The organism is Streptomyces cupreus, assembly GCF_014257025.1.
In the GTDB taxonomy this organism is placed as follows: Bacteria; Actinomycetota; Actinomycetes; order Streptomycetales; family Streptomycetaceae; genus Streptomyces; species Streptomyces cupreus.
The window spans coordinates 71,787-97,334 of record NZ_JACMSF010000025.1; the positions used below are offsets into that span (position 1 = coordinate 71,787).

A 25,548-nucleotide genomic window follows, 5' to 3' on the forward strand; every position below is an offset into this window, starting at 1 on the left:
CCCCTTGAGGTCGATGCTGTCTGCGATGGTTGGTGGTCGAGGTTGCCGTCGGCGCACGTGCGGAGAAGGCTGTCGGCCAGCCTTTGCCACTGGCGTTCGGCGAGGCATCGCGGCTATCCGGATTGTGGTCGCATGAGCTTGAGATCTTCGCCCCATGCGTCGAGCACCTCGCTGTGTCCGGCTTGTCGAGCCGCGGCCTCGACAAGCGTGAAGAGGTGTCGTTGCAGGGATACGTCGCCTGTTGCCGAGATGCGGTCCACGGCACGAAGCAGCACGTCAGTGTTCCAGCCCTGAAGTGGGTGTCGGGCCAGCTCCCACTCCAGGTACTTGTTGTAGGGGCGGGGCCGACGGTCCAGAGCGAAGAGCAACTCAAGCAGGAACCGCACACTGTCGGCGGCGTCGAGGCGCGCGGCGAGAGCCTGGCCGTCCCGATGGTTTTTGACGGAGCGGTAGAGAGAGTTGGCATAGGCATCGAGCCAGCCGCTGGCATCCTGGAACGCCTCATCGGCACTCAGCCGCGCCTTGTCGGCGAGGATCCGGGCGATGCCTCCGTCGAGCCGGTCGAGCACGATCCGGCCACGGGCGAGGGCGTAACGCTCGAAACCGGGCATGCCGGCTGCGCGGAACTCGGCGAGCGTGACGATGACGAGGTCGAGCTCGGCGGTGCGGTGTCCTGCGAACCGGGTGAGACTCGTTGTGGCGTCATCTGCCAGAACCACATACAGATCGTGGTCGGAGTGCCGGGTGATCAGGCCGTCGTGAGCCCGGGAACCTTTGAGGACGAGGCCGACGACGGCCGTATCAGCGGCGGCGAGGTCGACAAAAGCGTCGTAAGTGAGGGGTTGCTGAGCAGTCATGGTGTGAATCTCCGGTGGTGTAATCGCGGGAACGCCTGCCGGGGCGGCCCCTCAACGGGGCGCCCTGCATCGTCTGCGGTTGCACGCGGCCACCGCCCGGAAGATCAACGCACATTCGAACTCTAACGCCCGGCTCGGTGTGGAGCAGGGCATTCGAAGAGACCTTGGGATGGCGGTTCCCGGTTGGTCTCTCCGTTAAGTCCGGCGGGCGGCGAGGCAGTCGGACCAGCTGTCGCCTGCGAGCGGGCCCAGCGGGCGGCGGTGACGGGCTGATGCCGACGAGGTCGGAGATCACGATGGGTGGCAGGTCGGCGAGGGCTTCCATCATGGCGGCGTTGCGCGCTGCGCGGGCTGGCAGGTCGTGGCGCTTCATCGTGTCTCCGAGGCCCACGGGGTTGCGGGTGTCGGCGTACACCTGAACGTGGCCCTGGCAAGATTTCCGTGAAGCCGGGGTGTGCCACCGTGGCCGGTGACACACCGTCACGGGTAGTGGCGTCGGAGCACGGCTGGGGATGACTCGGTGGCGGAGCAGCGGGACCCCCGCGCGTCCAGCCATGATCCGCTTCTGGAGCTTCAGATCGGTGATGCGGCCTTCGTTGAAGCCGGAGTTGAACGGGATGGTGATGCCCTGAACGACTGCGGGCTGGTCTTCGCGGATGGCTTTGGCCAGGCTGGCCAGGGCCGGGAGGCGGGCGGTCGTGAGGTGCTCGAGCCAGTCCGGCAGCGGGGCGGCGTCGCGGGTGTCGAGCATGGCGGCGAACTGACGCACCAAATCGTGGGTGCGGTCCAGTTCAGCGCAGTGATCGAACAACCGCCGGAGTGCCTCGGCTGCGTGCAAGTTGCGGCGGGATGGCGCGGTGGTGATCCCCAGCGGCCGGAGAGGGCCCGGCTCGGGTCCTGTGTGCTGGGCAGGGCTGGTGGGTGCACGGTGATCTCGATGGCGGTGATCGGGGTGCTGTCGGGTGGACGTCGGTCGCGGTTCCAGATGTTGTAGCTGGAGGTTCCGCACTTGACGATGCGGGCGGACAGTCGCATCCGGCGCCCGGGCAGCAGCGTGTGCAGGACGCGGGCGCCGATGTGTCCCACCAGGTCGGAGCGGCTGCTCGGCCCTGAGGCCGCGGTTGCTCCGACCATGCTGACCACCGTGTCGCGGGCGGCTTCCAGAGCGACGATGAAGCCGGCTCGGTCGGGATCGCAGCCGGGCAGTGTCTCCACCGCGGTCACCATGACCGAGCGTAGGGACTGGTAGAGGGTGAGCAGTCCCCATATCTCCTGGTTGAGACCCACCGGGTCCTTCGAACGTAGAACTCGGCCTTTGAGCAGGGTGTGACGGAGCGCCAGGTAGGTGATCTCGATTTCCCAGCGCTCGTGGTAGAGACGCACCAGGTGGTCGGCGGGATCGGTGCGGTCCAAACGCGTTGTTCTCCTCGCATTCGGCATCGAACCGCGGGCCCGGCTCGTCGACCGGGGCGAGGAACAGCGCGGTGAGTGGGTGGAGCGCACGGTCAGCGTGGGATCAGCGAGCCCTCTCCCGTGACCGTCAGGCGTGCCTGGTGGCCGCCCGGCGAGCAGTTGCGGCCGTTGGGATAGGTAGGCTTCGCGGTGACACTGATCTGTCGGTCGAGCACGGTGGCGCCCCGCTGGTTCTTGAATACCAGCGTGACGTGTATCGGCGTTCCTGGGAGGTCACGTACGACCGCGAAGCCAGGCCAGACAAAGGGCTCAGGGGTTTGGGGGGTCCTCGCTGCCGGGCTTTCTGCGGCGGTAGCGGATTCCGTGGTCATCACGGGGTTCCCTGGGGTCGCCGGTTCATCCGACCAGGTCTCCCGCAGCTGCAATGTGCGCTTCCGGCATGTGCCGTCCCAGCAGGCCGTAAGGGTCGCGTCGGCCACCTTGTTCGCGAGTGTCGGGTGGACCTCGACCCGGATTCCGGCGGGCGCGTCCATCAGGGTGCAGGGATGGGTGTCTCTCGCAAAACCCGCGCACGCGGTCAGCAGCGCCAGAGACGCCAGGGGTACCGCCAATCCGGCGTTCTGTCTCACGCTGGCTCCTCGGCAACCGTCCGCGTCTTGATCATGGCCACTCATGCTCGCACGGCAACTGCACCACGCCGATCGACCTGGACCGTCGCGTGCCATCCCCTTCCTTCTTGCTGAGTCAGGGCCGCGCGGGGTTGTTGTCGTGGGGCTGGTGGGTTGCGTGTCGGGGGGGGTGAGATCAGGAGTGCATACGGCGCAGGGCGTCCATGGCGCCGGCGACGATCTGCTCGTCGGTGTGATGGGCGAGTCTGTGGGCGTAGGCGCCGGCGTTGAAGCCGAGCAGGACGGGCTTGCCGAAGGCTTTGCGGCCGTTGACCCAGTAGGCCCACAGGCCGGGATCATCGTGGTCGAACCATGCGAGATTGCTGGCGTCGCGGTCCCAGAACACTTCGTCGAACTCCAGCCACAGCTTGTCCAGGAGCCCGGCGCCCAGGGCATTGATGGCTTCCTGCTTCTCCTCGGGCAGTGCAGGGTTGAAGGCGATGCGGCCGGCTTTCAGGACGCCGATCGGGACGGTGACCACGCAGTGGTCGGCCGCGATCTTCTCCCCGCCTTTCAGGGTGACCACGGTCTGCCGCGTGTCGTGGCTGACTGCGGTGACGGTGGCGCCGGTGCGCACCGTGAGGTCGCCCTGGAGGTGCTCGACGAGCGAGTCGTAGCCGTCAGGCAGCAAGACGTCGCCGCCGCTGCCGCCGGTGCCCTCCTGAAGGGCGGTGATCGCGAGCTGGCCGGGTTCGGCGGCGTACTCCTGGGTGTAGGTTTCGTTGGCCGCCCAGCGCAGGGCCGCGGAGGGGGCGGCCGGCAGGACATCACCGATCGTGGTGGTGTCCGGGTCGTCGACCTCGTCCAGTTTCTCGCTGTATGGCTTCAGCTCAGCCAGCGCGGCCTCGTCCTCACCGGAGACGCTGTCATAGTCGAAGGGCAACGCGCGGCCTCCGCTCTGCCGGAGCAGTTCGGTCACCGGGTTGCCTCCTTGCCAGGAGTGAATCCATGACGCACCCATCTCCGCCGGCACTCCGGCGATCTGCTCGGTCCACACCCGCCCGCCGACCCGGTCGCGACCCTCCAGCACGCTCACCCGCATCCCAGCCTCCACCAGGGCACGCGCGCATCCCAGACCGGCGAAGCCGGCTCCGATGACGGTGATCGTCTGCTCCGCGCGGGTCGAGGTGAGGATGGCACGGGCCGCGCGGCGACCGCTGTCCAGGGCTCCGGCAGTGGTGGCCGGGGCCAGGCTGGAGGCCGCTTCACCCGCAAAGTGCAGCCGCCCACCGACCGAGGCGGCCAGCCGGGTGCGGGCATCAAGGCCCAGCGGGCTGGGAGCGAGGTACGAGTAAGAGCACAGCGCGAAGGGGTCCGTGGACCACGAGGTCCGCAGGAACGACACCGGATCGGGGATGCGGCGCCCGCCGACGCGGGTGCGGGTCCGGGCGGGACGGGACTGTCCCTGGGATGCTCCGCAGCCTGCCACAGCGACCACCGCCCCGGTCGCGCCGGTCACCGTGAGGAAACCCCGTCGGCTCATCTTCGCGGGCTGACGTTCCGTCATGACCGTCCGTTCCTTGTGCCTTGCGCCTGTACGTCAGTTGGACCGCCGTGTTGGATCTGCTCACGCATTTGGACTGCTCCCCTCCTTGAAGGACCCCGTTGAGCTCCGCGCTCTCATCGACAACGGCGACTTCGACGCCTGCTGGGCGTTGCACCTCGCCCGCGAGCACCAACGCCTCTACCCCACCCCCGACCAGCACCACTGCCAACTCACGGCCTGATCACAAACGTCCCTGCAGAAGAGCTACACCCGTTCCAGTTCGGGATCATGATCTGCGCGCTCAAGTCACGCGGCCGGGACCAGGTGCGGCCGTCGTCGTCGCTGTACTGCCCGGTCCACGACCGGGGCGGGGTTGCCGTGGCTGTCACCGGCACCGTCGCTGACGACCCGCAGCGGCCCCCAGGTACGGCCGCCGTCCATCGAGCGTTTCAGCACGATGTCGATGTCCCCCGCATCCCCGCAGGTGCGATGACGGCCCTCGGCGAACGCCAGGAGCGTACCCTGGCCGCTCTGCACGACCGCCGGAATCCGGAAGCACGCATACCCCGGATCCTGGGACACCTTGAAGATGACCCGCTGCTCGAACAAGGGTGCGTGCGCGAAGCCCCGACGGCATACAGGACCCTTCGATGTGACTGCCCATCCCGACAAACCACGCCCAACCTACGCATGATGGGCAGTACTTGACGTCAGAGACACGCCACAGGAGGAACGTGGCGCGCCACGCGACCACCCCCAGGGACATCCCCCAGCACCCCGGCACCGGACAGAACGTCCGCAGCGCCCGTCGGCAGTGCGGCCCCCCGAAAACCAGCGGAGCACACTGCTACACGCCATTGACGGGCGCGAACAGCCCCGACAACACCGGGACATGCCATCACCGCCAGACAGTGCGGAACCGGCCAGTACCGCAACCACGAAGCCTCGCCCAGCGGGCCAGATTGCGGCACAGGCAGCACCACGGACAGCGGGAGCCGCCACCGGCCACAACCACAGGGCGTGTTGTGGAAGTGGGCGTTGGGCTTTTCGAGTCCATGAAATTACTGGACGGCCAGGGACGTTGATCAGCACATGACTCGACGACCAGGGCCTCGCTCACTGTCCGACGACGCCCTCTCCAGCTTGCTTGGCCAGCAGCAGTTCGGCACGCTCGCCACCATCAAGCGCAGTGGCCACCCCCACCTGACAACCATGGTGTACAGCTGGGACCCCGAAGCCCGCATTGTGCGGTTCTCGACCACAGCCGACCGGGTCAAAGTCCAGCACCTGCGGCGCAATCCACGTGCGGCGCTGCATGTGTCGGGTGGCGACGTGTGGTCGTTTGCCGTCGCCGAAGGCGAGGCCGTGGTCTCTGAGAGCACGACGGTTGCTGGGGACGCGGTTGGGCGGGAACTGCTCGGGATGATCCCGAAGGCCGGGCGGCCCGAGGACGAAGATGAGTTCCTGGAGGAGTTGGTTGCCGAGCGCCGGGTGGTCATCCGGCTGGAGGTGGACCGACTGTATGGCACGGTGCTCGACATCGACGACTAGGACATAACGGTCGCTTCGCAACGGACCGCGAGTTTGTACCTCGTTGCCACGGCCCGGGGCCGCTCGAGACGGTTGATCCCGCACTCAAGGAGCAAGCCGTAGTGCACACATAGACGACGCTGGGACCGGGAATGTCCCGGTCATCGGGGTGGAGGGCCTGCTTGACGCTGCTGCCGTTGTGCGTCGGCTGCTGCAGAGGCGGGCCGACGTCGATGAGGGCGGTGGGGCTCGGCGGGCAACGACGGCCGTGAACTCCCCAGAACGGCCTGTGGGAGATGGTGCCGGAACTGCGCCGGGAACCGGCGGTGCGGTTGCTGTCCGAGCTGGTGGCACGGATGGTGACCGCAGCCGGCGGGGCGGGGGTGACGGCGATGATGGCGTCGCCGTCTCCGTGGAACCGGGTTGACGGCAAGATCCAGCCGAGGCATCTCGACCGTCTCGCGGTCGTCTATGTGCGCCAGTCGAACCCGCTGCAAGTCATCGATCACGCGGAGTCGACCCGGTTGCAGTACGGGCTGCGCCAGCGGGCGGCCGAACTGGGCTGGGATGCATCGCGGGTGCTGGTCATCGATGAGGACCTCGGCCACTCGGCGTCCGGTCTGGTGGCCCGGCCCGGTTTCCAGCGGCCGGCCTCCGAGGTCGGCCTCGATCACGTGGGGCTGGTGCTCGGGGTGGAGATGTCCCGCCTGGCCCGCAGCGGACGCGAGTGGCACAGCTGCTGGAACTGTGCGCGCTGGCCGGCGCACTGCTGGCCGACCCGGACGGCATCTACGACCCGGCATCTACGACCCGGCCGAGCACAACGACCGCATGCTGCTGGGGCTGAAGGGCACGATCAGCGAGCCCGAGCTGCACTTGATCAAGCAGCGGATGTGGAACGGGCGGATCGCCAAGGCCCACCGCGGCGAGCTCGCCGTCCCCCTGCCCATCGGCCATGTCCGGCTTGCGGACGGGCAGGTCGCAAAGGACCCCGACGAGCAGGTGCAAACCCTTGTCCACCTCGTCTTTGACCTGTTCGACGAGCTGGCCACCGTCAACGCGGTGCTGCGCTTCCTGGCCGACAACGGCATCGAGACGGCGTGCGGGCCCGCTCGGGTGCGGGCACGGGGCAGCTGGAGTGGCGCCGCCCGAGCCGGATCGTGATCCACAACATGCTCCGGCACCCGGCCTATGCCGGGGTGTTCGTCTATGGGCGCAGCCGCACCGATCCGCGCCGCCGCCTGTCAGGCCGCCCGTTCACCGGCCGGGTTCGTCGCCCGCGTGAGGAATGGCTGGTCTACCTGCCTGGGGGGCTGCCCGCCTATATCGACACCGGTCGGCACGAACGCAACCTCGCCAGGATCGAGGCGAACCGGGCACGCTCGGCGAGTATGGGAGCGGTGCGCGACGGACCGGCGCTGCTGGCCGGTGTGATCTGGTGCGGACTCTGCGGCACCCGCATGACCGTGCACTACCAGCGCGGCCGGGGCGGCAAGCTGTGGCCCAAGTACGAGTGCGACCGCCTCAAGGCCGACTACGGCGGCCGGCAGTGCCAGCAGTTGTCGAGCACCTGCCTGGACGGCTACGTCGCCAAAGCCCTCCTCGCCGCCATGGCACCCGCGACCCTTGAAGTCTCCCTGCAGGCCGTCGAGAAGGCCGAGCAGTAACGCGGGGGGCGACTGGCTACGCACGGCTCGTCCTGCACCCTTCCGCCGACGCACCGCCGAGCACGTCCGCCGGACACAGGCAAGACCAGGGAGCTGCCCCTCGCCGGTGAGTCGCACCCAGGCATGGAGGCCTTGAATAGACGCGACGACTAGTCTAATCTTGGTGATTAGACGCAACGGTAAGTCTCGTCTTGTGTCTCCCTCCCGTTGCTCGCTCCACATCCACACTCACGAGAGGCCACTTCAGTGGGGAACTCGACCGTCCGCGCCGTCAGCCCGGCAGGCTCCTCGACAAGGGCTCGCGGCAGCGGTCTCGCCGTATTCAGCGTGGCCTTCGCCTTCTGGATCACCATGGCGGGCACTACGGCACCCACACCGCTCTACCCGCTCTACGGAGACGCCTTCGGCTTCACCCCGTTCACCGTCACCGTGGTCTTCGCCGTCTACGCCCTCGGCGTCGTGGTCGGCCTGCTCGCCTTCGGGCGGCTCTCCGACCAGGTGGGACGGCGTCCGGTACTGATCGCCGCAACCTTGTTGTCCGTATGCGCCGCGGTCGCTTTCATACTGGCGCAGAACGTCGCGGCGATGCTTATCGCGCGGGTTGTCTCAGGCTTCTCAGCAGCCCTCGTCACCGGTGCGGCCACCGCCTCCCTCGCGGAACGGCTCGGACAGAACAGCCGGGTCAAGCCCGCCACCCTCGCCCTGTTCGCGAACATGGGCGGCCTCGCATGCGGCACCCTCCTGGCGGGAATCCTGGCCGATCTCGCGCCGTCCCCGCTGCGTACACCCTGGGTCGTCATGCTCGTCCTCGCCGCCATCGGCGCGCTCGGCGTCCTGCTGCATGGTGAGAGTTCAGAGCACCGTTCTGGCTTCTCGCTTCAGTTCCAGCCCCTGCACGTTCCCGCCGAGATCCGCTCGGACTTCCTGCGTTCGGCCATGGCCGGCGGTGCCGGATTCGCCGTACTCGGGGTACTGACCGCCGTGACGGGGCTGTTCCTGGGGACCGTGCTGAACGAGTCCAGCCACTCTCTGACCGGGCTAGTGGTCTTCATCGCCTTCGCCTGCACGGCATTCGGTCAGCTCCTGGTCCGTACGCTCAGGCCCAGCACCGCGCTGCCCGTGGCCTGCCTGGGCCTGATCGCCGCCGCCGCCCTGATCGCCGCGGCCATGGCCACCAGCACCCTGACACCTTTGCTCGCCGGCGCTGCTGTGAACGGCCTCGCGACGGGCATCGCGGTCGGCCACGGCATCGGCAGCATCACCACGCGCAGCGCGCCACAGCACCGGGGCGCGTCTATCTCCACCTTCTTCGCCATCCTGTACTCGATGCTCGCGGTGCCCGCCATCGGCGTCGGCGTCCTGATCCGCCAGACCAGTCTGCGCCCCGCAGGCGAGACGTTCAGCGCCGTGGTGGCCGCGCTCGCACTCGGCGTACTGCTCAGCCTGGTACGTCCGGCCAAGAAGGCCGCATGAGCCGGTTCGCACGCCTCGCATCTCGGTGAACCCGGCCCTGCCACAATTGAGGGACCCATACAACTCGAAGCCCGAAAGGTGAAAGAACCATCAGCGCCACGCGGAAACCCCAACCGGCCTGCGACCAGCACCCCGTCATCAGCCGAACCGGCCCTCGACGCAGCGAGAGCGTCCGGCTCGCGGTCCTCCACGCCGCGGACGACCTCCTGGTCGAGCGGGGATTCGCCGCCCTGACCATCGAAGGCATCGCCCAGCGCGCCGGCGTGGCCAAGCAGACGATCTACCGCTGGTGGAAGTCGAAGGTCGACATCCTCCTCGACACACTCACCGACGATGCCCGCGAGGCGTTGGAGTGGCGTACCGGGCAAGGCAGCCCCGAGGACGACCTCACGGACCACCTTCAGCGCGTGGCCGACTTCTTCGCAGAACCCGCCGGCCAGGTGATGCAGGCTCTGCTCGGGCATGCCCAGTTGGACAAGGAAACCGCCGCCTCGCTGCGTGGCGGTTTCCTGCGGGAACAGCGCGAGCGCGACATCGCCGGCCTGGGCGCGCTCCTCACGCGTGCCCTTGCCCCCGCCACCGTCGACGACCGGCTTGTCGACCACCTCGTGGATCTGCTGCTCGGGCCGCTGTACTACCGGGTTCTGGTGTTCGGCAAGCCGATCGACAAGGAGCTCGTGAACACCACGGCCCGGCTCGTCCTCACGCTGGCGCACGAGTTCACCTCCACTGAACCTGAAGCCTGAAACCGTCTGTCCCGGCACCCCGCCGGCCAACGTTGACGGTTGCATGCGAGTGGCCCCCGACACATACGTCGGGGGCCACTCGCATGCAACCGTCAGTGCAGGCTTATGGAGCCGTTCCGGATCCCCGCGATGACGGCCTCCGTACGTGAATTGGCGCCCAGCTTGATGAAAATTGAATGCAGGTGGACTTTTACGGTGCGCTCAGAAATACCAAGTAACCTTCCGACCATCCTGTTTGAATAGCCTTCCTTGATCCCGTCCAGCACCTGTCGCTCCCTGGGGGTGAGAACAGGGGCGGACGCCCCGTTTCTGAGGTCTCGAGCAGTAGAAACTCCCTCGGAAGTCGGACGAGGTATCAGAGACTTCCTCAGAGACATGTATCCCCCTGTTACGCAAAGATCATTGCTCGCTCACCAAGCGCACATGCGTGAGCACCATTGCCCGCACTGTCGCCTCGTCAACGATTACGCCTTATGACATCATCATATAGTCCAGGCTCAAGCAATCCGTTCAAACGTGGGTTACATCACAGGAAATAGTTGCAAGCTGAACTGAACGTCAAGGAATCACCGATTCCACTTACTGAAAGTGTATGGTGCATAGAAAGCACTGGATTAACCTGCTCCCGGCACCCTAGAGTGGATAGAGGAAGCTAAAGTCTTCCGCCGTACCACTTATCCCCTACGGGGAGGTGAGCTGATGCTCTTCAATCGAGAACGGCGCAGCACGTACTGGATCTACTTAGCTGGCTACCTATTTTTCTCGGGCGGCAAAGGTCGCCGCTCTCACCGCTTTCACTCTCTTCCTCTGCGGCAGCATCATCGACCTGCTCCGCTGGTCAGAGACCGCGCGCGGCCTGCACATCACCTCGGCCGGGGTCCTCGCCCTGGCCGTGCTCCTGTGCGCGTACGGATCGACCCTCATCATCATGAGCGGGTTCGGCATCCATGCCATCGATCTGCTCTCCATCACCATGACATCGGGACTCATCCTGATCCAGCTCTTTATCAAGGTGAATTCGGAAGCCATTGGCAGAACCAACCCGCTGACCCCAGAAGGAACACATAACCATGACGTCCACCCTTTTCTCCACCCAGACCCGGAACGTTCTTGAAAGAATCCTCAAAGAACAGCAGCGAGTAGACGAGACGGAACAGCCGAAACTCCTCGAAAAGATCCGCAGCCGGGTATCCCCGTGGACAGCGGAGGATATGATGGAAGCATGCTCCAGAGGATACTATGCAGCGCCGGGGAATATCAGCCGCATGCCGTATGCGTGCGCGGTGGATCTTCACAAAGAGAAATGCGAGGCCGCACGAGAGCATCTGAAATCTGCTGGGGTAGCCGAGCAGGCCGACGTGATCGAAGGGGAAGCCGTGGACGTGCTCTCCACGTTCGCGGAGCAGATCGATTTTCTCTACCTGGACGGGTGGGCAGATTTCTATCTCGATGTACTCAAGGCGGCGGAACCCCGGCTGCGTCCCGGTTCCCTGGTGCACGCGGACGACACCGAGAAGTTCGCAGCCGCTGCCCGTCCATACCTCGACTACGTCCGCGACTCCGCCAACGGTTACGTCTCCGTCGGCATCACCGACGGGCAGGGGCTGGAACTCTCCACCTGTGAATCTGGCCGTCGGCCGACTGGCCACGAGCGCGCTGCAACCGACCGCGACACAGGTGCTGTGGATCGTGGACAGCTACCTGATCGTCTTCGGCTGTCTTCTGATCCCCAGTGGCGCCATCGGCGACCGCTTCGGGCGCAAAGGGGCGCTCCTGTGCCGGCGCGGTCATGCCGTGGCGCTGTGGACCGCGTTGAGCGGAGGCGGCGGGGTGGCCGGCAACATGGTGGGCGGCGTCGTTCTCCAATTCTTCGACTGGCAGGCCCTGTTTGCTGTTGCCGCCCCTCTTGCCGCGCTCGGCCTCTTCGTAGCCGCGAAATTCCTGCCCCGTGTCGACCGGCACCACCATTCCGTCGACGTGCGCGGAGTGCTCATCCTCGTCGTCTCGGTCTTCGCGCTGCTCTTCGGCATCATCGAGGGAACCGAACTCGGCCGGACTTCCCCGGCCGTTCTGATGGCATTCATTGCGGGACTGTACTTTCTGACCTTCTTTGTCCGATACGAGATCCGCCGGGAACAACCGCTCCTCGACCCAAGGGTGTTCCGTCATCCCGGAATGCGAGCCGGGACGCTCGGCATCGTCGTGTCCTTCATCGCGATGTACTCGGTGTTCTGTCTCAACGGCCAGTACCTGATGAATGTGAAGGGTTATCCAGCAGCTCTGGCAGGGCTCGGTACCGCGCCGCTGGCCGTGGTGATCTTCCTGGTCTCCCCGCGGTCCGCGCGGCTGGCCGACCGCTACGGCTCACGTCCGGTCGTCGCCTGCGGGCTCCTCGTCGTGGTCGCGGGACTCGGGCTCTTCTCCTTGTGCGGCCCTTCGACGCCCTACGTCCTGTACGCGGCGTGCATCATCGTGGTCGGCGTCGGGTCGGGACTGTCCAACCCGCCGCTGTCCCAGGCCGTCATCACTTCCCCGCCCGCGCACCAGGCCGGAGTGGGCTCGGGCATCAACAGCTTCAGTCGTAAGATCGGCGGGGCTCTGGGCTTCGCCGTCTTCGGTACGCTGCTCAACGCCCGGTTCGCTGAACTGGGCAGTGTCGAACGTCCCGGCGCCGCCTCGGCGGATCGTCTCTCCGCGCAGATCCGCGAGGCCTTCACCACGGGCATGGCCGAGTCGTTGCGCGTGGTCGGGGTCATTCTGTTGCTCGCCTCGCTCCTGGTCGCGCTGTGGCTGCGTCGGCCCGTCAGCGAGCAGAACACTTCTCGGGAGAAGCAGTGACTGCGACCGATGCCGGAAGCCCCGCGCACAGTGACTGGAGCGAGGAGATGTCCACCCTGCTGGCACGGCAGGTGGACATGCGGCTGCTGCCGGCTCTGGACGCCTTGCTGCAGGAGGGCAGCGTCACCGGTGCGGCTGAGCGGCTGGCGCTCTCGCCGCCCGCCATGAGCCGGGCCTTGTCCAAGATCCGGCGAGCTCTCGGCGATCCCGTACTGGTCCGGGCCGGCCGTGGCCTGGTCCCCACGCCCAGAGCACTGGAGCTTCAGCCGAAGGTCCGCGCGCTGATGCGCGCGGCCGAGGACATCCTCACCCCGCACCAGCCTGAGGACCTCACCCAGGTCAGCCGGACCCTCACCATCGTCGCGGACGAGGCCTACGCGGCTGTTCTCTCACCGGCCCTGCTGCGCCGGGCGATTCAGGAGGTACCCCTGGCACGCTTCAAGTTCACCGCCGAGAGCAGCCATGGCAACGCACCACTGCGGGAGGGCGCGGTGGACATCGAAGTCGGCATCATCGACGAGCCCTCTCCGGAGCTGTGCATCGAGCCGCTCTTCCGGGACGAGTTCGTGGGCGTGGCCCGAACCGGTCACCCCATCCTGTCCGGCGAGGTGACCGCCAGGACGTTCGCCGCGGCACGGCATGTCAGTGTGTCGCGCAAGGGCCGTATGACCGGACCCATCGATGTCGGCCTGCGCGAACTCGGGCTGCGCCGGGATGTCATCGCCTCAGTGCCCGACTACGGTGAGGCCCTTTTGATGCTCCCCTTGACCGACTTCGTCACCGCGATGCCCCGCTCGCTCGCGGTCAGCGCGCAGAAGTCCGTGAGCATCGAGGTGTTCGACCTTCCGGTCGAGACCGAGCCCATCAGCATCTGTCAGGCGTGGCACCCCCGGCACGAGACCGAACCGGTGCACGTCTGGCTCAGGCAGGCCATACGGTCCGCGCTCCCGCGGGCCTCATCCGGCCACTGACGTCGGCCGCAGACCACCGAACAGGGCATCGACCGCAGAACGCGAGGGGGATACCGGCTCGCCCGGGAGACAGTTCGCCCCCGCCACGGCGCCAAGGAGCAGTCGGGCGATGAGCCGGGGCGCGATGTCGTCGCGTATGTCGCCCTCCGCAACGGCCTGCTCGAGCAGGTCGACCAGCCGCCGGAACACCGCTTCGCGGCACGCCGAGTCCCGGTCGTCACCCGCTGGTGTGCCGCGCGTCGCCCACAGCAGGGCATGCCCGGCCGGGTCGTCCGCCGCCACGTCGGCCAGCCCGCGCAGGAGTCCGGCGAGCATGTCGACGCCCCGGTCCCGTGCCTGCGCACTGCTGCCCAGCAAGGTGAGCACAGCCGCCCGCATCGGCCCGGTGACGGCATGCAGCAACTCCGCTTTGCTGCTGACGTGGCGATACAGGGCGGCCTTGGTCACGCCGGCGTGTTCGGCTATGTCGCCCATGCTCGTGGCGTCGTAGCCCCGGGTGCGGAACAAGGCCGTCGCGGCCGCGAGGACACCCTCACGACCGCGACGGAGACCGGACGACTGCTGTGCCGTCCTCGGTGGCCGGCTCACCTCGAAGCCTGCCCCCGGCACATCTCGAGTACGGCGTCCGCGACCGCACCCCCGCCGTCACCGAGGGTCTGCGTGTACCGGTCGCGTATCGCATGCTCGCGCCCGGAGTCGATCCGTGCACCGCCATCGCCCATGCGCAGACGCTGGATCTCCTTGGACGCCGTCAACCGCTGCTGGAGCGCGCCGATGAGTGATTGGTCCAGGGCGTCGATCTTTTCCCTCAGCCGGGTGACGTCCCCGGGCGCGGGCTCCACGGACACGTCGGCTTCCGCGGTGGCTTTGCCGGTCATGATCCTGCTCCGTTCGGACGGGGACATCACGTGATGTGCCGAGGCGTACGACCCCAGGGATCGGAGCCCCGGCAGGCTCAGCTGCAGGAGACCGACGGCGCGCGCGGTCTCCGGCCGGTCCATGCGGCCCGGGCAGTCAGCGAGGAGCAAGCGGCTGTCCGGGCCGTCGTGGACGACGTTCAGGGAAACCTCCTGCAGGAAAGGGTGCTTCTTCAATTTCTGCAGGTGCACAGTGAGTTGATCCGACCGGCTCGGGAAGCGGCCGATCAGGGAGGTCCGGTGGGCGCAGCCGGGAACCGGGATCCGCGCGGCGCCGCGGTGCGCACAGAGCAGGAAGCGCGTCGCGGCACCGGAACTGTCCTGTATCCCGGTGCCGGCAGCCTCCAGGCCGTAGCGCGCCGCGGCGAAGAGTCCGGCCACCGCGGCGTCGCACTCGCCGTCCTTGACCCGGCGTGCGCCCTCGGCGTTGGACGGCGCCGCGATCCACCGTGCGTGCGGGACATGGCTGCTGAGCCAGCGACGTACCTGCGTCCCCGCGTGGGGATGCCCACTGACCGTACGGACCCGCGACAGCGGCGTACCCGGTCGCACCAGCAGCGCGAACTCGACATCAAGCACGACTTCCCTCACCACAACCGGTGCCGGTGACTCCACGAGCGCGCGCAAGGTGTCCGGGACCGGTCCGGCCACCGTGTTGTGCACCGGCAGCATGGCGGCCTCGGCGGCTCCACGCCACACATGCGCCAGGGCCTGTGCGGCCGTCGCGGCCGCCAGCAGCGAGGACCCGCCGGCCTCCGGGAGCGAGCGCAGGGCCTGCTCGGTGAAGGTTCCTTCCGGCCCCAAGTAGGCGAACCTCCGCCCGCTGTGGCAGAGCTGTACCGCTGTGAGGGGCGCCTTCGTGTCCTGTACCGGCAGTTTCACGTCAGACGGTTGCGGTCGCGAGAGCCGTGTCCACCGCGCTCGCCACAGCCCCCTTGGCCCGCCGCAGCTCCTTCTCCTCCAGCAGCCCGGGGGCGAAGGCCGCCGCGTCGATGGTCACCGCAGCGGCGGCACGCCCCGCCTGCTCCAGTTCCACCGTCGTACGTACGGTAAGCCGGCTGGGCTCCGACAGGTCGGCCTCGTCCACCGTCAGCCGCAGCGTGGCGCCCACGGGGAAGAGGAAGTTCGAGAACGTCGTGTTCATGGAGTTGAGCACGATGTAGTAGCGCTGCTGCGGCCAGCGTGCGGTGAAGTAGTGCTCGATGACCGCGAGGAACATCTGGCGGGCCGCTTCGATCGCCACCATGCCCTGTACATGCACCCGGTCCTGCACGTCGACGAGGAGTTCGTTGTGGTCGTGCAACCGCAGCTGAGCCTCGTACGTACGGTCGTCGGCCTGCGTGAGACCGGCGATCAGGACGTTGTCCTCGCGGGCCTTGTGCAGTTCCTGCCGACGTGCGGGTAACGCGGTGGAGTGCACCAGCACGACGCGGTCGTCCAACTGCCGACGCGTGATCGCGTCGCGGAGGTAGGAGAGTTCGAACTCCCCGATGCCCTGCCCGGTGACCACGTGCACCGGCCCCTGGAGCGTGTCCAGGTCGCCCGCGTCGAGTGAACGGGTCAGGCCCGAGAGGGTCTCGGCGCCGACGGCCTCGGCGAAGTCGCGGAAGCGGTCGCCGACGACGAGTCGGGAGGTGACTGCACTGCTCATGGACATCCTCCTGGCTGGGAGAGCCGCGACTTTGCACAGTCGCGGACGGGTCCGTCCAGCGTGGAGTCCGCGCCACCGCGCCGGTAGTCGCCAGTTGGCAGTAGAACCACCTGTCTAGTCCCCGAGTTCTAGCGGCGGTCCGGTGAGCCGTCAAAGGGTGCACGGGAGCGGAGGCTAGAGCCGAGGTACTAGCCGTATCGGCCGACTGCCGCGGCTTCTGTCCGCCGCGAATGCTGGTGCGGGAACACGGCGCCCCTACTGACCCGGCCGAAGGAGCCTCATCCACATGACAGTTCTTGATCCGCCAGGTGTCGACGAGGTCGGCGTGGCGGCGATGCTGCCTTCAGCGGAGCCTCTGAGCCTCATCGACGACGTGTCCGGCACGGAGTCCCTCGATGCCGCTGTCCTGCTCGAGCTGTACCGGCAACTGGTCCGGGGCCGCCGCTACAACCTCCAGGCGACCGCACTGACCAAGCAGGGCCGGCTGGCGGTCTACCCGTCGACGACCGGGCAGGAAGCCTGCGAGGCGGGCGCTGTCCTGGCCCTGGACCGGCAGGACTGGATCTTCCCCACCTACCGGGACACATTGGCCCTGCTGGTCCGGGGCGTCGACCCCGTGGAGGTACTGACACTTCTGCGGGGCGACTGGCACAGCGGCTACGATCCGCGCGCCCATCGCGTAGCCCCCTTGAGCACTCCCCTGGCCACGCAGACCCCGCATGCGGTAGGCCTTGCGCACGCCGCAGCTCTGCACAGGGACGACCTCGTCGTTCTGGCGATGGTCGGCGACGGTGGCACCAGTGAGGGCGACTTCCACGAGGCGCTGAACTTCGCTGCGGTCTACAAAGCTCCCGTGGTCTTCTTCGTCCAGAACAACGGCTACGCGATCTCCGTACCGCTCAGCAAACAGAGTGCCGCGCCCAGCCTTGCTCACAAAGCGATCGGTTACGGCATGCCGGGTGTCCTGGTCGACGGGAACGACGCGGCAGTCGTGTACCGCGAGGTGCGCCGGGCCGCTGAGCGCGCTCGTGAAGGCGGCGGGCCGACCCTCGTCGAAGCGGTGACGTATCGCATCGACGCACACACGAACGCCGATGACGCCACCCGTTACCGCGACGCGGCCGAAGTGGAGTTCTGGAACCGTAGGGACCCGGTCACCCGCATGGAACAGCATCTGCGCGAGCGCGGACTTCTGGACGACGCCGGGGTGGACCGGATCCGGCAGGAAGCCGAAGACATGGCGGAGGACCTGCGCAGTCGGTTCGCCACGGATCCGTCCCCTGACCCACTGGACCTGTTCGACCACGTATACGCCCGGCGGACCCCTCAGCTTGAAGAGCAACGTGCCCTGCTGGCACAGGAGTTGGATGCGGCACAGAGTGTGCGCGACGGCTCCGCCAGGGGGGAGGGCCAGTGACTGCCACATTGACATCCTCCCCCTCTTCAAGAGAGGGGGATTCCAACCCAGGTGGGTTGAGGTTCACGGGCGCTCGAACGGCCGGTGGCCGTTGTCACCCCTCCGGCACCGGCTGAGCGCCGGGGGCGGGGAATCCCGCCCTGTCCTGCCGCGACGTTGACTGCTGCGTTCCCATCCGCGTTGCAGGTGAACCCGCAGGACACGCAGACGAAGTCGGCTTGGCTCTTGCGCGACTTCTTCTCGATCCATCCGCAGGCGCTGCACCGCAGGGAGGTGTAGGGGGCGGGAACGTCCTCGACCCGGCCGGGGGCCTTGTGCTCGGTGCGCTGACGCAGCAGACCCCAACCCTGGGCGAGGATCGACCGGTTCAGGCCGGACTTCTGCGCCACGTGCTTGCCGGGCTGCTCGATAGTTCCCTTCGCCGAGCGGGTCATGTTCTTGATGTTCAGCTTCTCGAACCGGATCAGGTCGTACGAGCCGGCGAGCAGGGTGCTGGTCTTCTCGCACCAGTCCTTACGCCGGTTCGCCTCCCGCGCCCTGAGCTTGGCGACCTTCGCGTACTCGGCCGCCTTCTGCGGGCTGTTCTTCTTCGCCCGTGCTGCGCGCCGCTCGTGCTTACGGATCCGGGCGCGTTCCTTGACGGTGAGCTGCGGGCAGTTCAGGGTACGGCCATCCGACAGTGCAGCGGTGATCGTGACGCCCCGGTCGATGCCGATGACCTCTCCCGTGCCGGACGCAGGAGCCGGGCCCGGGATGACGGCGAAGGCAATGTGCCACTGCCCGTTGCGGAAGGTGACCCGGAACGTCTTCGCATCGGGCAGCTTCGCACCCTTGCCCTTGATGCTGAGGCGGAAGCGGACCCAGCCGCAGCCGGGCACCTTGACCTGAGCCCACCTGCGGTTGAGCTTCTGCACGACCACCGACCGCCCCAGGACCTGCTTGCCGGTCTTGGCGTTCAGCTTCGGCGACCCGTCCTCGCTGTACTCGGGCACGCGGTCGGTGCCGATGACCCGGAAACCCTCATGACGGAACTTCCTGCGCCAGGTCGGCTCACCGAACCCAGACGTGAACCTGGCGTTCTTGGCCTTGGCGAAATCCTTGAGCGCCTGCTGCTGCACGTCCGCGTTCCCGGAGCCCAGCCACTCGTTCTCCCGCCGGGCCTCGGTGAGCTGGCGGCACTGCTCCGCGAAACCGGGCGCGGACTTGCGCCACCGGTCCCAGTGCGCGTGCTGCTCGACGGCCAGGTTCCAGACGTACCGGGCGTGCGCGCAGTGCGTGAGCATCTGCTCGGCCTGCGCGGGCGACGGATACAGCCGGAAGCGTGACACGCCGCCACTCTAGCGGCGTGCTCAAGTTCACGTTGCGCATCCCCGAAGACCTGCACAAGCGGCTGACCGAACAAGCCACCGCGGACCGGCCTCCCCCAACTCCGAGGTGTTACACCTGCCTGAGGCCGGCCTCAACACCACCTCGCCCGAGACGCCGAATCGCTCTGGCGGCGATTCGGCGTCCCCCGCCCCGCTACGCGAGAGCGGGCATGCACCCCGGCCGCAAAGGACCGGGCACCCTACCCGGAAAGAAAGGTGGATCTGACCGTCGCTCGGGCCGTCGGCAACGCGGCCGCCGTCGAGCAGGTGACGATGTCCAAGGCGCTCAATCGGGCGTTGCACGACGCCCTGACCGACGATGACCGGGTCCATCTGCTGGGCGAGGACATCGGCACGCTCGGCGGCGTGTTCCGCGTCACCGATGGTCTTGCCGCGGCATTCGGCGACCGTCGGGTCGCCGATACCCCCCTCGCCGAGGCGGGCATCCTGGGGACGGCAGTCGGCATGGCCATGTATGGACTGCGGCCCGTCGTGGAGATGCAGTTCGATGCCTTCGCTTATCCCGCATTCGAGCAACTCGTCAGCCACGTCGCGAAGATGCGCAACCGGACGCGCGGCGCGCTGCCGATGCCGCTGACCATCCGCATCCCTTACGGCGGCGGCATCGGCGGCGTGGAGCATCACAGCGACGCTTCGGAGGCGTACTACACGCACACACCCGGCCTCCACGTCGTCACGCCCGCCACGGTCGCCGACGCGTACGGTCTCCTGCGTGCTGCCATCGCCTCGGACGATCCCGTCATCTTCCTGGAGCCCAAGCGGCTGTACTGGTCCAAGGGAGAGATCGACCGCTCGGCCGCGCTGCCCGCCCTGGGCGAGGTGCTCGACGCCGCGTTCGCGCAGCGCGGCGGGGTCTCGTCGTGCGCCTGCGAGCCGGGTACACGGGTCAGGTGGAAGCCTCGACCTTGACACCTTTCATCGCCTGAATGCCCATCAGCGCCGCCGCGAGGCGAGCGCCAGGCGCCGGTCCCGGTGCACATGCGAGCCGACCCCGACCGGCACCCGGTAGGCCTGCACTTCCACCACACCGCCCAGAGTGTCGTGTTGCGCTCGCTCGGGATACTCTTGCTGATCTCGGGCGGGAGTCTGTGGTCTTGATCATCCGTCATGTCATCGGTCGAGGCTGTCACATTGGGGCCATTGAACCCACCCCAGCCAGCCGGGTTGTTAACGTCAAACAGCCGCTCGCGGCGGCGCGGCCCGAAGGGCACATCAGCCCCCACCGTCATCTCCCGGTGCGGTACGCTCTCGCGGCCCACGGCCGGCGACCGCGTCCGCGAGGGTCGCAGCCAGGTCTCCGTCGTATGTAGTGTGCGGCAATGACAAGAAGCGAGCGGCTCGCGGAGCAGCTGGACTGGTACTGGCACAAAAACCTGCGGCCGCGGCTGGACGGTCTTACCGATGAGGAGTACTTCTGGGAGCCGGTGCGCGGCTGCTGGAGCATCCGCCCACGTGGCACGTCGGCCGCACCGATGTCGGAAGGTTCGGGGGAATGGACGATGGACTCCGCGTCCCCTGCCCCGGCGCCGGCGCCGGTGACCACGATTGCCTGGCGGCTGGCGCACATCATCGTCTCCTGCCTGGGCTATCGGGTCGGATGGTACTTCGGCGGCCAGGACGTCGACTCCCAGACATTCGCCTACGCGGGGACCGCTGACGAGGCGCTAAAACAGCTCGATGAGATGTATGGGAGATGGAACGCGGGGGTCCGCGAACTCTCGGACGCTGACCTGGACCATCCGCCCACGGTGGGTCCCGAGCGGTTTCCCATGGAGAACAGGGTCCTGCACGTCAACAGGGAGCTGATCCATCACGGCGCCGAGATTTCCCTGCTGCGCGACCTCTACCGCTGGCAGGACGGAGCCGTACCGCGCCGAATATGACTTTCCGGTAACCGGCGATCGAGCTTCGGAAACCTACGTGGACTCCGTGACGCTCCGTGGTTGCGAGCTTCAGCGAAGCTGCGCCCTCTTTGCAAAACCAACTCTGCCAGACGATCTACATCTCAGACTGCCGCCCACCACCAGCACGAGCGCCCCGAACGACCCTCACGCCACCACCCTGGTCAGCTACTTCAAGATGGCGCAGCTTCGGCCAGGAACGTGACCTCGTCCCGCTCGAACTTCATCCGCGCCCCGCGGCCATAACCCAGGCACCGCCGCGCCAGGTGGTCCGCCACCATCCGCGTCGTCACCGGGATCCCCGCGGGCGTCCTCTCCAGCATCGCCACCAGTGCGGTCCGTGCGACTCCCCCGCGGTCAGCCAGCGCAACCTGCTCAACGGTGCTCCTCGGAATCGGGTGGGCGGGAAGCAGCCGGTTCAACTCGGGGACACACAACGCACGCCCAGGCATCGAATTACGCATCGAAGTCGACGAGGATATGGAGAACACCAGCAGCCGCAGGACGCGGTCCGTGGCCGCCCAGCCCTCAGCGGGACCGGAATTCGTGCAGGGTGACGTGCTCGGGCTCGGCAACCGCCGTGGTGTCGGCAGCCACGCGCTCGGTCAACGCCGTTGCCGGGTGAAGTCCCGTCAGGCAGCGTTGCGCCAGCTTCTGGTACTGCACTGTGCCGTTGCCCTTCCAGGCGACCTCGTCCGCTGTGAGCTCCCGGGCCACCTTGGCCGGGCTCCCCAGGACGAGGTGCCGTTGCGGGATGTGGAAGCCGCTCTTGACGAAGCTGCCGGCACCGACGAATGCCTGTCGCCCCACCACCACACCGTCCATCAGCACCGACTTGATGCCGATGAGGCTGTCTCGGCCCACCCGGCATCCGTGCAGCACGCTGCCGTGTCCCACATGGCCGTCCTCCTCGACGACCGTGTCTGCTCCGGGGAAGCAGTGCAGAACGCAGCCGTCCTGCACGTTGGAGCCCTCTCTCAGTTCGATGTGCCCGAAGTCGCCCCGCAGGCTCGCGAGGGGACCGACGTAGCAGCCCGGCCCGATGTCGACGGAGCCGATCAGGACGGCGTCCGGATGGACGAAGGCCGTGGGGTGCACGACGGGTACGTTTCCTTCGAAGGAATAGATCCTTGCCATGGTTCCTCTCACCATTCGTCGGCTGTCAGGCAGGAGCCGGGGCCGAGGCGGACCCCAGCCGGCCGACGGCGTCGTGCCCGTGGATCCAGGCAAGGTCGTCGGGCAGGGTGGCCAGCCGGACATTGCGGGCCTGCGCCTCGGGCCCGTCGGGCAGCTGGAAGCAGCCGGCGTTCTTGCGGGAACCGGCCTGCAGCAGCCGGGTGCGCGGCCGGCGCACCTGCTCGTACGCGCGCAGCGCCGCCTCGGCCCCGTCGGCATCCACGTCGCCGAGGAGGTGTGCGAGGACCACCGCGTCCTCCAGCGCCTGGTTCGCGCCCTGGCCATGGTGCGGCAGCATCGCGTGGGCGGCGTCACCGAGCAGCGTCACCGCGCCCGCACTCCAGGTGCGCTGCGGTTCCCGGTCGTACAGAGCCCAGCGTCCCGGTCGCTCGCAGGCCGCAAGGATCTCGGTGACGAAGGGATGCCAGCCTTCGAAGGCCGCCAGCAGTTCGGCCGTCTCGCCCTGCGTGGACCACGACTCGATCGTCCAGTCACGGTCGGGGACGACGGCCAGGAAGTTCAGGGCGCTGCCACCCGCCACGGGATAGGCGATGAAGTGCCTGCCGGGACCGAGCCAGAGCCACAGCACCTGCTCGGCGAGCTGAGGGACATGCCTCAGCCGTTCCATGGGGATCAGGGCCCGGTATCCGCTGGTGCCCGAGAACACGGCATCCTCGGGGCCGAAGAGGCTGTGGCGCACCACCGAATGGATGCCGTCGGCCCCGATCACCGCGTCGGCCTCGTCTTCGGTGCCGTCCTCGAAACGGATCACGGCACCGCGTTCCGTTCTCTCGACCTCGGTGCAGCGCGCTCCCAGGCGCACGTGCTCGGCGCCCAGTTCGCCCAGGAGAGCTTCTTGGACCGCGGCCCTCTCCACGGTCCAGAAGGGGGCCTTGAACCTTTCCTCGTACGCGCCGGTCAGCGGGTGCGACACCATGCACCGGCCCGATCGCCAATGCCGGAAGTCGGCGCGTACCGGCTCGACCGCCGATCCCTTCAGACGCTGGGCGACTCCCAACTCCCGTAGCACCCTGTGCCCGTTGGCGCCGACGGCGATACCGGCCCCTTGGTGCGCCACCTCCCTCGACTGCTCATGGACCTTCACCTCGATGCCCCGCCGCCGCAGTCCGATGGCAGCGGCCAGACCGCCGATACCGCCGCCCACGACCGCCACGTACGGGCGCCTCCCCGCCATGGTTTCTCCTCTCCGTGCTCGCTGATGGGGATGTGCGTGGTCAATGCGGCGGCGCGACTTCGGTGAACGTGCCGCGGTGGAAGACCAGCGGCGCGTCGTCGCGGGATGCGGCACCGAGCACCCGCCCGACCACGAGCACGTGGTCGCCGAGGCGCTGGGTCAGGTGCAGGGCGCATTCGAGGGTTCCGGGGCCCTCGGGGAGAACCAGGCATCCGGTGTGCGGTCCGACGGCCCACTGTGCGGCCTCCTCGACGGGAGGGCGCTGCATGGCCGGCGCCGTGAGTACGCCGACCAGGGCACGCGACTGGTTCCCCAGGAACGAGACAGCCCACTGGCCCGTCGTACGCACCCGCTCCAGGAAGGTGGAGTCGTCCCGCAGACACATCGACACGAGGGGTGGATCGAGGGACACCGAGGTGAACGAGTTCACCGCGATGGCGTCGTGGCGGGGCCCGGACGAGGTCTCGAACCGTGTCGACACCGCGCACACACCGGTCACGAACTGCCCCAGGATGTACCTCAGTTGACGCTCGTCCAGAGCATCGGCACCCTCGGACGGCGCGGGCGGTCCGGTGGGCGTCGCGGGCGTCCTCACCGTGTGGCCTCGGCCGCGCCCAACGAGACCGGGGCCGGCATGCGGCCGCCTATCACGGTGGTGTCCTCGGGGTTGACGAGGTCCGGGACCTTCCAGCCGTTCTCGTCGTACTCCGACAGACACTGGTCGACGAGTTGCTTGTACTGGTCGAACCGCCCTGACGCCTGCTGGGCATGGAGCGCCTCGAAGCGGATCTGCTCGTGGTTGCCCGCGTAGTTCATCTCGTACAGCTCCCATCGGGCACCGAACTCGGTACCGACGGCGTCCCAGGCCAGCTTCATGAGCTTGACACGGTCGATCGCCTCGACGCCGAGACCACGGACGTACTTGTCCAGGTAGGGCCGGATCTCGGGGTTCGCCCAGTCGCTGGCGTGGGAGTTGTTGTAGATCAGGGCACTGCCCAGGTCCCGCAGGAAGATCTCGCGGACCTTGGGGAAGATGGAGGAGGACAGGACACGGAAGGCAAGAGCCGTCTCGCCGTTCGGAGTGACGGTTCCGTCGGGCCACTTGGTCGGATTCTCGGCCATGGAGTCCACCAGGGCCCAGAACATGTTGCGATAGGCGAGGATCTCGCCGAGCCGGCTCTGTACCCCACGGAACTCCGAAGTGCCCGTCGTCTCAAGGCCCTTGGCGAGGAGCCCGGTCATGAAGTCCATCTTCACGGCGAATCGGACGCAGGCGTGGAACATGGCCCGGTAGAAGAACCCGGAGCCGTAAAAGAAGTTGTTCGCCTTGTCCACGTCGTAGCAGAAGACGTTCTCCCACGGAATGAGCACCTGGTCGAACACCAGGATCCCGTCGTTCTCGTCGAAGCGGCTGCTGAGCGGCTGGTCGAAAGGGCTGCTGACAGTGGCCGCGGAGAACTCGTACGACGGCCGGGAGATGATTTTCAGGCCCGGGCTGTTGGTCGGCACGATGAAGTACGCGGAGAAGTCCTTGGCTCCGTCGGGGATGCGCCCGTAGCTGCCGATGAAGATGTGCTGGGTCAGCGCCGCGCCCGTGCCCACCACCTTGGCCCCGGAGACGACCAGTCCGGCGTCCGTCTCGCGGTCCACCGTCAGCATCACGTCCCTGAGCTCGGTGAGCCCCCGGTTACGGTCGATCGGCGGGTTGACGATGCCGTGGCCGATGAACAGGACGTTTTCCTGCGCCTTGCGGTACCAGGCGGATGCATTGTCCTCGAACGGCGCGTAGTGCTCCTTGTTGGATCCCAGCGTGGAAAGGAACGCGGCCTTGAAGTCCGGGGTTCGGCCGAGCCAGCCGTACGTCATGCGCGCCCACTCCTCCATGGCGCGCGCGGACGCCCTCAAGTCCCCGGAGGTGTAGGGCGCCTTGAAGTAGGGGTGGGTGAACCCTCCGTTGCCGGTGTCCGTGGGAACGACCAGCTTGCTGTTGCGCTCGGGGTCATGCAGCGCGTCGTAGAGCCGGGCCACCATGCGCGCGTTGTTCCGGAACGCGGGATGCGTGGTCACGTCCTCCACCCGCTCACCGTAGATCCGCACTTCGCGGCCGTCGCGCAGGCTCTGCAGATATTCGTCCCCGGTCTGCGGGCGGGTCACGGTCCCGGGCGGGTTGGCGGTGCTGCTCATACGGGGATCACCTTTCGAGGCCGGTCGTCTGGTAGCGGCAGGGCGCCGGACTTCCTGTGTGGCCCCTTGC

At 67.5% G+C, this 25,548-nt stretch carries 25 protein-coding genes and 6 pseudogenes; 16 read left to right on the forward strand and 15 right to left on the reverse strand.

From position 1 onward, the window contains the following. Nucleotides 1–113: 113 nt before the first annotated feature. Entirely contained in the window at nt 114–857 is a 744-nt protein-coding gene (locus tag H4N64_RS22995) for a hypothetical protein (RefSeq protein ID WP_186284293.1), read from the reverse strand. A 520-nt stretch (nt 858–1,377) separates the two neighbouring features. On the opposite strand from H4N64_RS22995, the gene H4N64_RS44465 reads away from it, so the two are divergent. Next, nucleotides 1,378–1,851: a hypothetical protein gene (locus H4N64_RS44465; RefSeq protein WP_222109285.1), complete on the forward strand. Its 474-nt coding sequence runs from the start codon at nt 1,378–1,380 to the stop codon at nt 1,849–1,851. A 511-nt stretch (nt 1,852–2,362) separates the two neighbouring features. Here H4N64_RS44465 and H4N64_RS23005 read toward each other — a convergent pair. Continuing rightward, nucleotides 2,363–2,899, reverse strand: coding sequence for a hypothetical protein (locus H4N64_RS23005; protein ID WP_186284294.1), 537 nt, complete (start codon nt 2,897–2,899; stop codon nt 2,363–2,365). A 175-nt stretch (nt 2,900–3,074) separates the two neighbouring features. Continuing rightward, entirely contained in the window at nt 3,075–4,445 is a 1,371-nt protein-coding gene (locus H4N64_RS23010; protein WP_222109286.1) for an FAD-dependent oxidoreductase, read from the reverse strand. Nucleotides 4,446–4,530: 85 nt separating this feature from the next. On the opposite strand from H4N64_RS23010, the gene H4N64_RS45385 reads away from it, so the two are divergent. Beyond that, on the forward strand, nt 4,531–4,665 hold the full coding sequence (locus tag H4N64_RS45385; protein WP_260859923.1) for a hypothetical protein: 135 nt from the start codon (nt 4,531–4,533) through the stop codon (nt 4,663–4,665). Between the two features lie 31 nt (nt 4,666–4,696). On the opposite strand, the pseudogene H4N64_RS23015 reads toward H4N64_RS45385, so the two are convergent. Then, a pseudogene (locus tag H4N64_RS23015) lies at nt 4,697–5,033 on the reverse strand (laminin G); the annotation flags it as partial. Nucleotides 5,034–5,516: 483 nt separating this feature from the next. On the opposite strand from H4N64_RS23015, the gene H4N64_RS23020 reads away from it, so the two are divergent. From H4N64_RS23020 to H4N64_RS23035, 6 genes and pseudogenes are all read left to right on the forward strand, one after another. Then, entirely contained in the window at nt 5,517–5,975 is a 459-nt protein-coding gene (locus H4N64_RS23020) for a TIGR03618 family F420-dependent PPOX class oxidoreductase (RefSeq protein ID WP_186284295.1), read from the forward strand. Between the two features lie 374 nt (nt 5,976–6,349). Then, nucleotides 6,350–6,631 (forward strand): annotated as a pseudogene (locus H4N64_RS47130) (recombinase family protein); the annotation flags it as partial. A gap of 154 nt (nt 6,632–6,785) precedes the next feature. Further along, nucleotides 6,786–7,118 carry a serine integrase family protein gene (locus H4N64_RS45395; protein WP_260859924.1) on the forward strand — a complete coding sequence of 111 codons (333 nt, stop codon included), beginning with the start codon at nt 6,786–6,788 and terminating at the stop codon, nt 7,116–7,118. A gap of 8 nt (nt 7,119–7,126) precedes the next feature. Further along, nucleotides 7,127–7,621: a recombinase zinc beta ribbon domain-containing protein gene (locus H4N64_RS44480; protein WP_222109289.1), complete on the forward strand. Its 495-nt coding sequence runs from the start codon at nt 7,127–7,129 to the stop codon at nt 7,619–7,621. Nucleotides 7,622–7,948: 327 nt separating this feature from the next. After that, nucleotides 7,949–9,094, forward strand: coding sequence for an MFS transporter (locus H4N64_RS23030; protein WP_336246781.1), 1,146 nt, complete (start codon nt 7,949–7,951; stop codon nt 9,092–9,094). Nucleotides 9,095–9,330: 236 nt separating this feature from the next. Further along, entirely contained in the window at nt 9,331–9,840 is a 510-nt protein-coding gene (locus tag H4N64_RS23035) for a TetR/AcrR family transcriptional regulator (protein WP_418896285.1), read from the forward strand. 92 nt (nt 9,841–9,932) lie between these two features. Here the strand turns inward: H4N64_RS23035 and H4N64_RS45405 are convergent, their stop codons facing one another. Then, nucleotides 9,933–10,217, reverse strand: a complete 285-nt coding sequence (locus H4N64_RS45405; protein WP_260859894.1) for a response regulator transcription factor — start codon at nt 10,215–10,217, stop codon at nt 9,933–9,935. A 551-nt stretch (nt 10,218–10,768) separates the two neighbouring features. Here H4N64_RS45405 and H4N64_RS23045 point away from each other — a divergent pair. The 4 genes and pseudogenes from H4N64_RS23045 to H4N64_RS23060 all read left to right on the forward strand — a co-directional run bounded on the left by H4N64_RS23045 (nt 10,769) and on the right by H4N64_RS23060 (nt 13,649). Beyond that, complete coding sequence (locus H4N64_RS23045) at nt 10,769–10,954, forward strand: hypothetical protein (protein WP_186284298.1); 186 nt, start codon at nt 10,769–10,771, stop codon at nt 10,952–10,954. A gap of 151 nt (nt 10,955–11,105) precedes the next feature. Then, nucleotides 11,106–11,339: pseudogene (locus tag H4N64_RS45410) on the forward strand (O-methyltransferase); the annotation flags it as partial. A 121-nt stretch (nt 11,340–11,460) separates the two neighbouring features. After that, nucleotides 11,461–12,678 (forward strand): MFS transporter, encoded by a 1,218-nt coding sequence (locus H4N64_RS23055; protein ID WP_222109291.1) that lies wholly within the window; start codon nt 11,461–11,463, stop codon nt 12,676–12,678. Beyond that, the gene (locus tag H4N64_RS23060; RefSeq protein ID WP_336246782.1) at nt 12,675–13,649 is read left to right on the forward strand and encodes a LysR family transcriptional regulator; all 975 of its coding nucleotides are present in this window, start codon (nt 12,675–12,677) and stop codon (nt 13,647–13,649) included. Before H4N64_RS23055 ends, H4N64_RS23060 begins: the two co-directional genes overlap by 4 nt. Here the strand turns inward: H4N64_RS23060 and H4N64_RS23065 are convergent. The 3 genes from H4N64_RS23065 to H4N64_RS23075 form a co-directional block, all read right to left on the reverse strand. Beyond that, nucleotides 13,635–14,258 (reverse strand): TetR/AcrR family transcriptional regulator, encoded by a 624-nt coding sequence (locus H4N64_RS23065; protein ID WP_336246783.1) that lies wholly within the window; start codon nt 14,256–14,258, stop codon nt 13,635–13,637. The genes H4N64_RS23060 and H4N64_RS23065 overlap by 15 nt on opposite strands. Next, nucleotides 14,234–15,370 (reverse strand): chorismate mutase, encoded by a 1,137-nt coding sequence (locus H4N64_RS23070; protein WP_186284301.1) that lies wholly within the window; start codon nt 15,368–15,370, stop codon nt 14,234–14,236. Before H4N64_RS23070 ends, H4N64_RS23065 begins: the two co-directional genes overlap by 25 nt. Nucleotides 15,371–15,449: 79 nt before the next feature. Next, the gene (locus H4N64_RS23075) at nt 15,450–16,217 is read right to left on the reverse strand and encodes an AfsA-related hotdog domain-containing protein (protein WP_186284302.1); all 768 of its coding nucleotides are present in this window, start codon (nt 16,215–16,217) and stop codon (nt 15,450–15,452) included. Nucleotides 16,218–16,503: 286 nt separating this feature from the next. Between H4N64_RS23075 and pdhA the strand changes: the two genes are divergently transcribed. Continuing rightward, nucleotides 16,504–17,634, forward strand: a complete 1,131-nt coding sequence (pdhA, locus tag H4N64_RS23080; protein ID WP_186284303.1) for a pyruvate dehydrogenase (acetyl-transferring) E1 component subunit alpha — start codon at nt 16,504–16,506, stop codon at nt 17,632–17,634. A 26-nt stretch (nt 17,635–17,660) separates the two neighbouring features. Here the strand turns inward: pdhA and H4N64_RS23085 are convergent, their stop codons facing one another. Continuing rightward, nucleotides 17,661–18,962, reverse strand: a complete 1,302-nt coding sequence (locus H4N64_RS23085; protein ID WP_186284304.1) for an RNA-guided endonuclease TnpB family protein — start codon at nt 18,960–18,962, stop codon at nt 17,661–17,663. A gap of 17 nt (nt 18,963–18,979) precedes the next feature. On the opposite strand from H4N64_RS23085, the gene H4N64_RS46825 reads away from it, so the two are divergent. Then, nucleotides 18,980–19,324, forward strand: a complete 345-nt coding sequence (locus H4N64_RS46825; RefSeq protein WP_186284305.1) for a toxin-antitoxin system HicB family antitoxin — start codon at nt 18,980–18,982, stop codon at nt 19,322–19,324. After that, a pseudogene (locus H4N64_RS23095) lies at nt 19,275–19,803 on the forward strand (alpha-ketoacid dehydrogenase subunit beta); the annotation flags it as partial. The gene H4N64_RS46825 and the pseudogene H4N64_RS23095, both read left to right, overlap by 50 nt. Nucleotides 19,804–19,876: 73 nt before the next feature. Here the strand turns inward: H4N64_RS23095 and H4N64_RS23100 are convergent. Beyond that, nucleotides 19,877–20,063: pseudogene (locus tag H4N64_RS23100) on the reverse strand (chorismate synthase); the annotation flags it as partial. Nucleotides 20,064–20,341: 278 nt separating this feature from the next. On the opposite strand from H4N64_RS23100, the gene H4N64_RS23105 reads away from it, so the two are divergent. Beyond that, a complete protein-coding gene (locus H4N64_RS23105) occupies nt 20,342–20,905 on the forward strand; it encodes a DinB family protein (protein ID WP_186284306.1) in 564 nt (187 codons plus the stop codon). Nucleotides 20,906–21,117: 212 nt separating this feature from the next. Here the strand turns inward: H4N64_RS23105 and H4N64_RS23110 are convergent. The 5 genes and pseudogenes from H4N64_RS23110 to H4N64_RS23130 all read right to left on the reverse strand — a co-directional run. After that, nucleotides 21,118–21,302, reverse strand: a pseudogene (locus H4N64_RS23110) (chorismate synthase); the annotation flags it as partial. A gap of 149 nt (nt 21,303–21,451) precedes the next feature. Beyond that, nucleotides 21,452–22,060: an acyltransferase gene (locus tag H4N64_RS23115; RefSeq protein WP_222109293.1), complete on the reverse strand. Its 609-nt coding sequence runs from the start codon at nt 22,058–22,060 to the stop codon at nt 21,452–21,454. Nucleotides 22,061–22,085: 25 nt separating this feature from the next. After that, nucleotides 22,086–23,294, reverse strand: a complete 1,209-nt coding sequence (locus H4N64_RS23120; RefSeq protein WP_186284308.1) for an FAD-dependent monooxygenase — start codon at nt 23,292–23,294, stop codon at nt 22,086–22,088. 40 nt (nt 23,295–23,334) lie between these two features. Then, complete coding sequence (locus tag H4N64_RS23125) at nt 23,335–23,889, reverse strand: flavin reductase (RefSeq protein WP_186284309.1); 555 nt, start codon at nt 23,887–23,889, stop codon at nt 23,335–23,337. Beyond that, entirely contained in the window at nt 23,886–25,478 is a 1,593-nt protein-coding gene (locus H4N64_RS23130) for a 4-hydroxyphenylacetate 3-hydroxylase family protein (RefSeq protein WP_186284310.1), read from the reverse strand. The genes H4N64_RS23125 and H4N64_RS23130 overlap by 4 nt, the downstream gene beginning before the upstream one ends. Nucleotides 25,479–25,548: the final 70 nt, after the last annotated feature.

What these genes read in the sequence shown, in the direction of transcription:
- H4N64_RS22995 (WP_186284293.1), bottom strand. Translation starts at nt 857, where the DNA reads ATGACTGCTCAGCAACCCCTCACTTACGACGCTTTTGTCGACCTCGCC.
- H4N64_RS23010 (WP_222109286.1), bottom strand. Translation starts at nt 4,445, where the DNA reads ATGACGGAACGTCAGCCCGCGAAGATGAGCCGACGGGGTTTCCTCACG.
- H4N64_RS23020 (WP_186284295.1), top strand. Translation starts at nt 5,517, where the DNA reads ATGACTCGACGACCAGGGCCTCGCTCACTGTCCGACGACGCCCTCTCC.
- H4N64_RS45395 (WP_260859924.1), top strand. Translation starts at nt 6,786, where the DNA reads ATGCTGCTGGGGCTGAAGGGCACGATCAGCGAGCCCGAGCTGCACTTG.
- H4N64_RS44480 (WP_222109289.1), top strand. Translation starts at nt 7,127, where the DNA reads ATGCTCCGGCACCCGGCCTATGCCGGGGTGTTCGTCTATGGGCGCAGC.
- H4N64_RS45405 (WP_260859894.1), bottom strand. Translation starts at nt 10,217, where the DNA reads ATGTCTCTGAGGAAGTCTCTGATACCTCGTCCGACTTCCGAGGGAGTT.
- H4N64_RS23045 (WP_186284298.1), top strand. Translation starts at nt 10,769, where the DNA reads ATGAGCGGGTTCGGCATCCATGCCATCGATCTGCTCTCCATCACCATG.
- H4N64_RS23075 (WP_186284302.1), bottom strand. Translation starts at nt 16,217, where the DNA reads ATGAGCAGTGCAGTCACCTCCCGACTCGTCGTCGGCGACCGCTTCCGC.
- pdhA (WP_186284303.1), top strand. Translation starts at nt 16,504, where the DNA reads ATGACAGTTCTTGATCCGCCAGGTGTCGACGAGGTCGGCGTGGCGGCG.
- H4N64_RS23105 (WP_186284306.1), top strand. Translation starts at nt 20,342, where the DNA reads ATGACAAGAAGCGAGCGGCTCGCGGAGCAGCTGGACTGGTACTGGCAC.
- H4N64_RS23115 (WP_222109293.1), bottom strand. Translation starts at nt 22,060, where the DNA reads ATGGCAAGGATCTATTCCTTCGAAGGAAACGTACCCGTCGTGCACCCC.
- H4N64_RS23120 (WP_186284308.1), bottom strand. Translation starts at nt 23,294, where the DNA reads ATGGCGGGGAGGCGCCCGTACGTGGCGGTCGTGGGCGGCGGTATCGGC.
- H4N64_RS23130 (WP_186284310.1), bottom strand. Translation starts at nt 25,478, where the DNA reads ATGAGCAGCACCGCCAACCCGCCCGGGACCGTGACCCGCCCGCAGACC.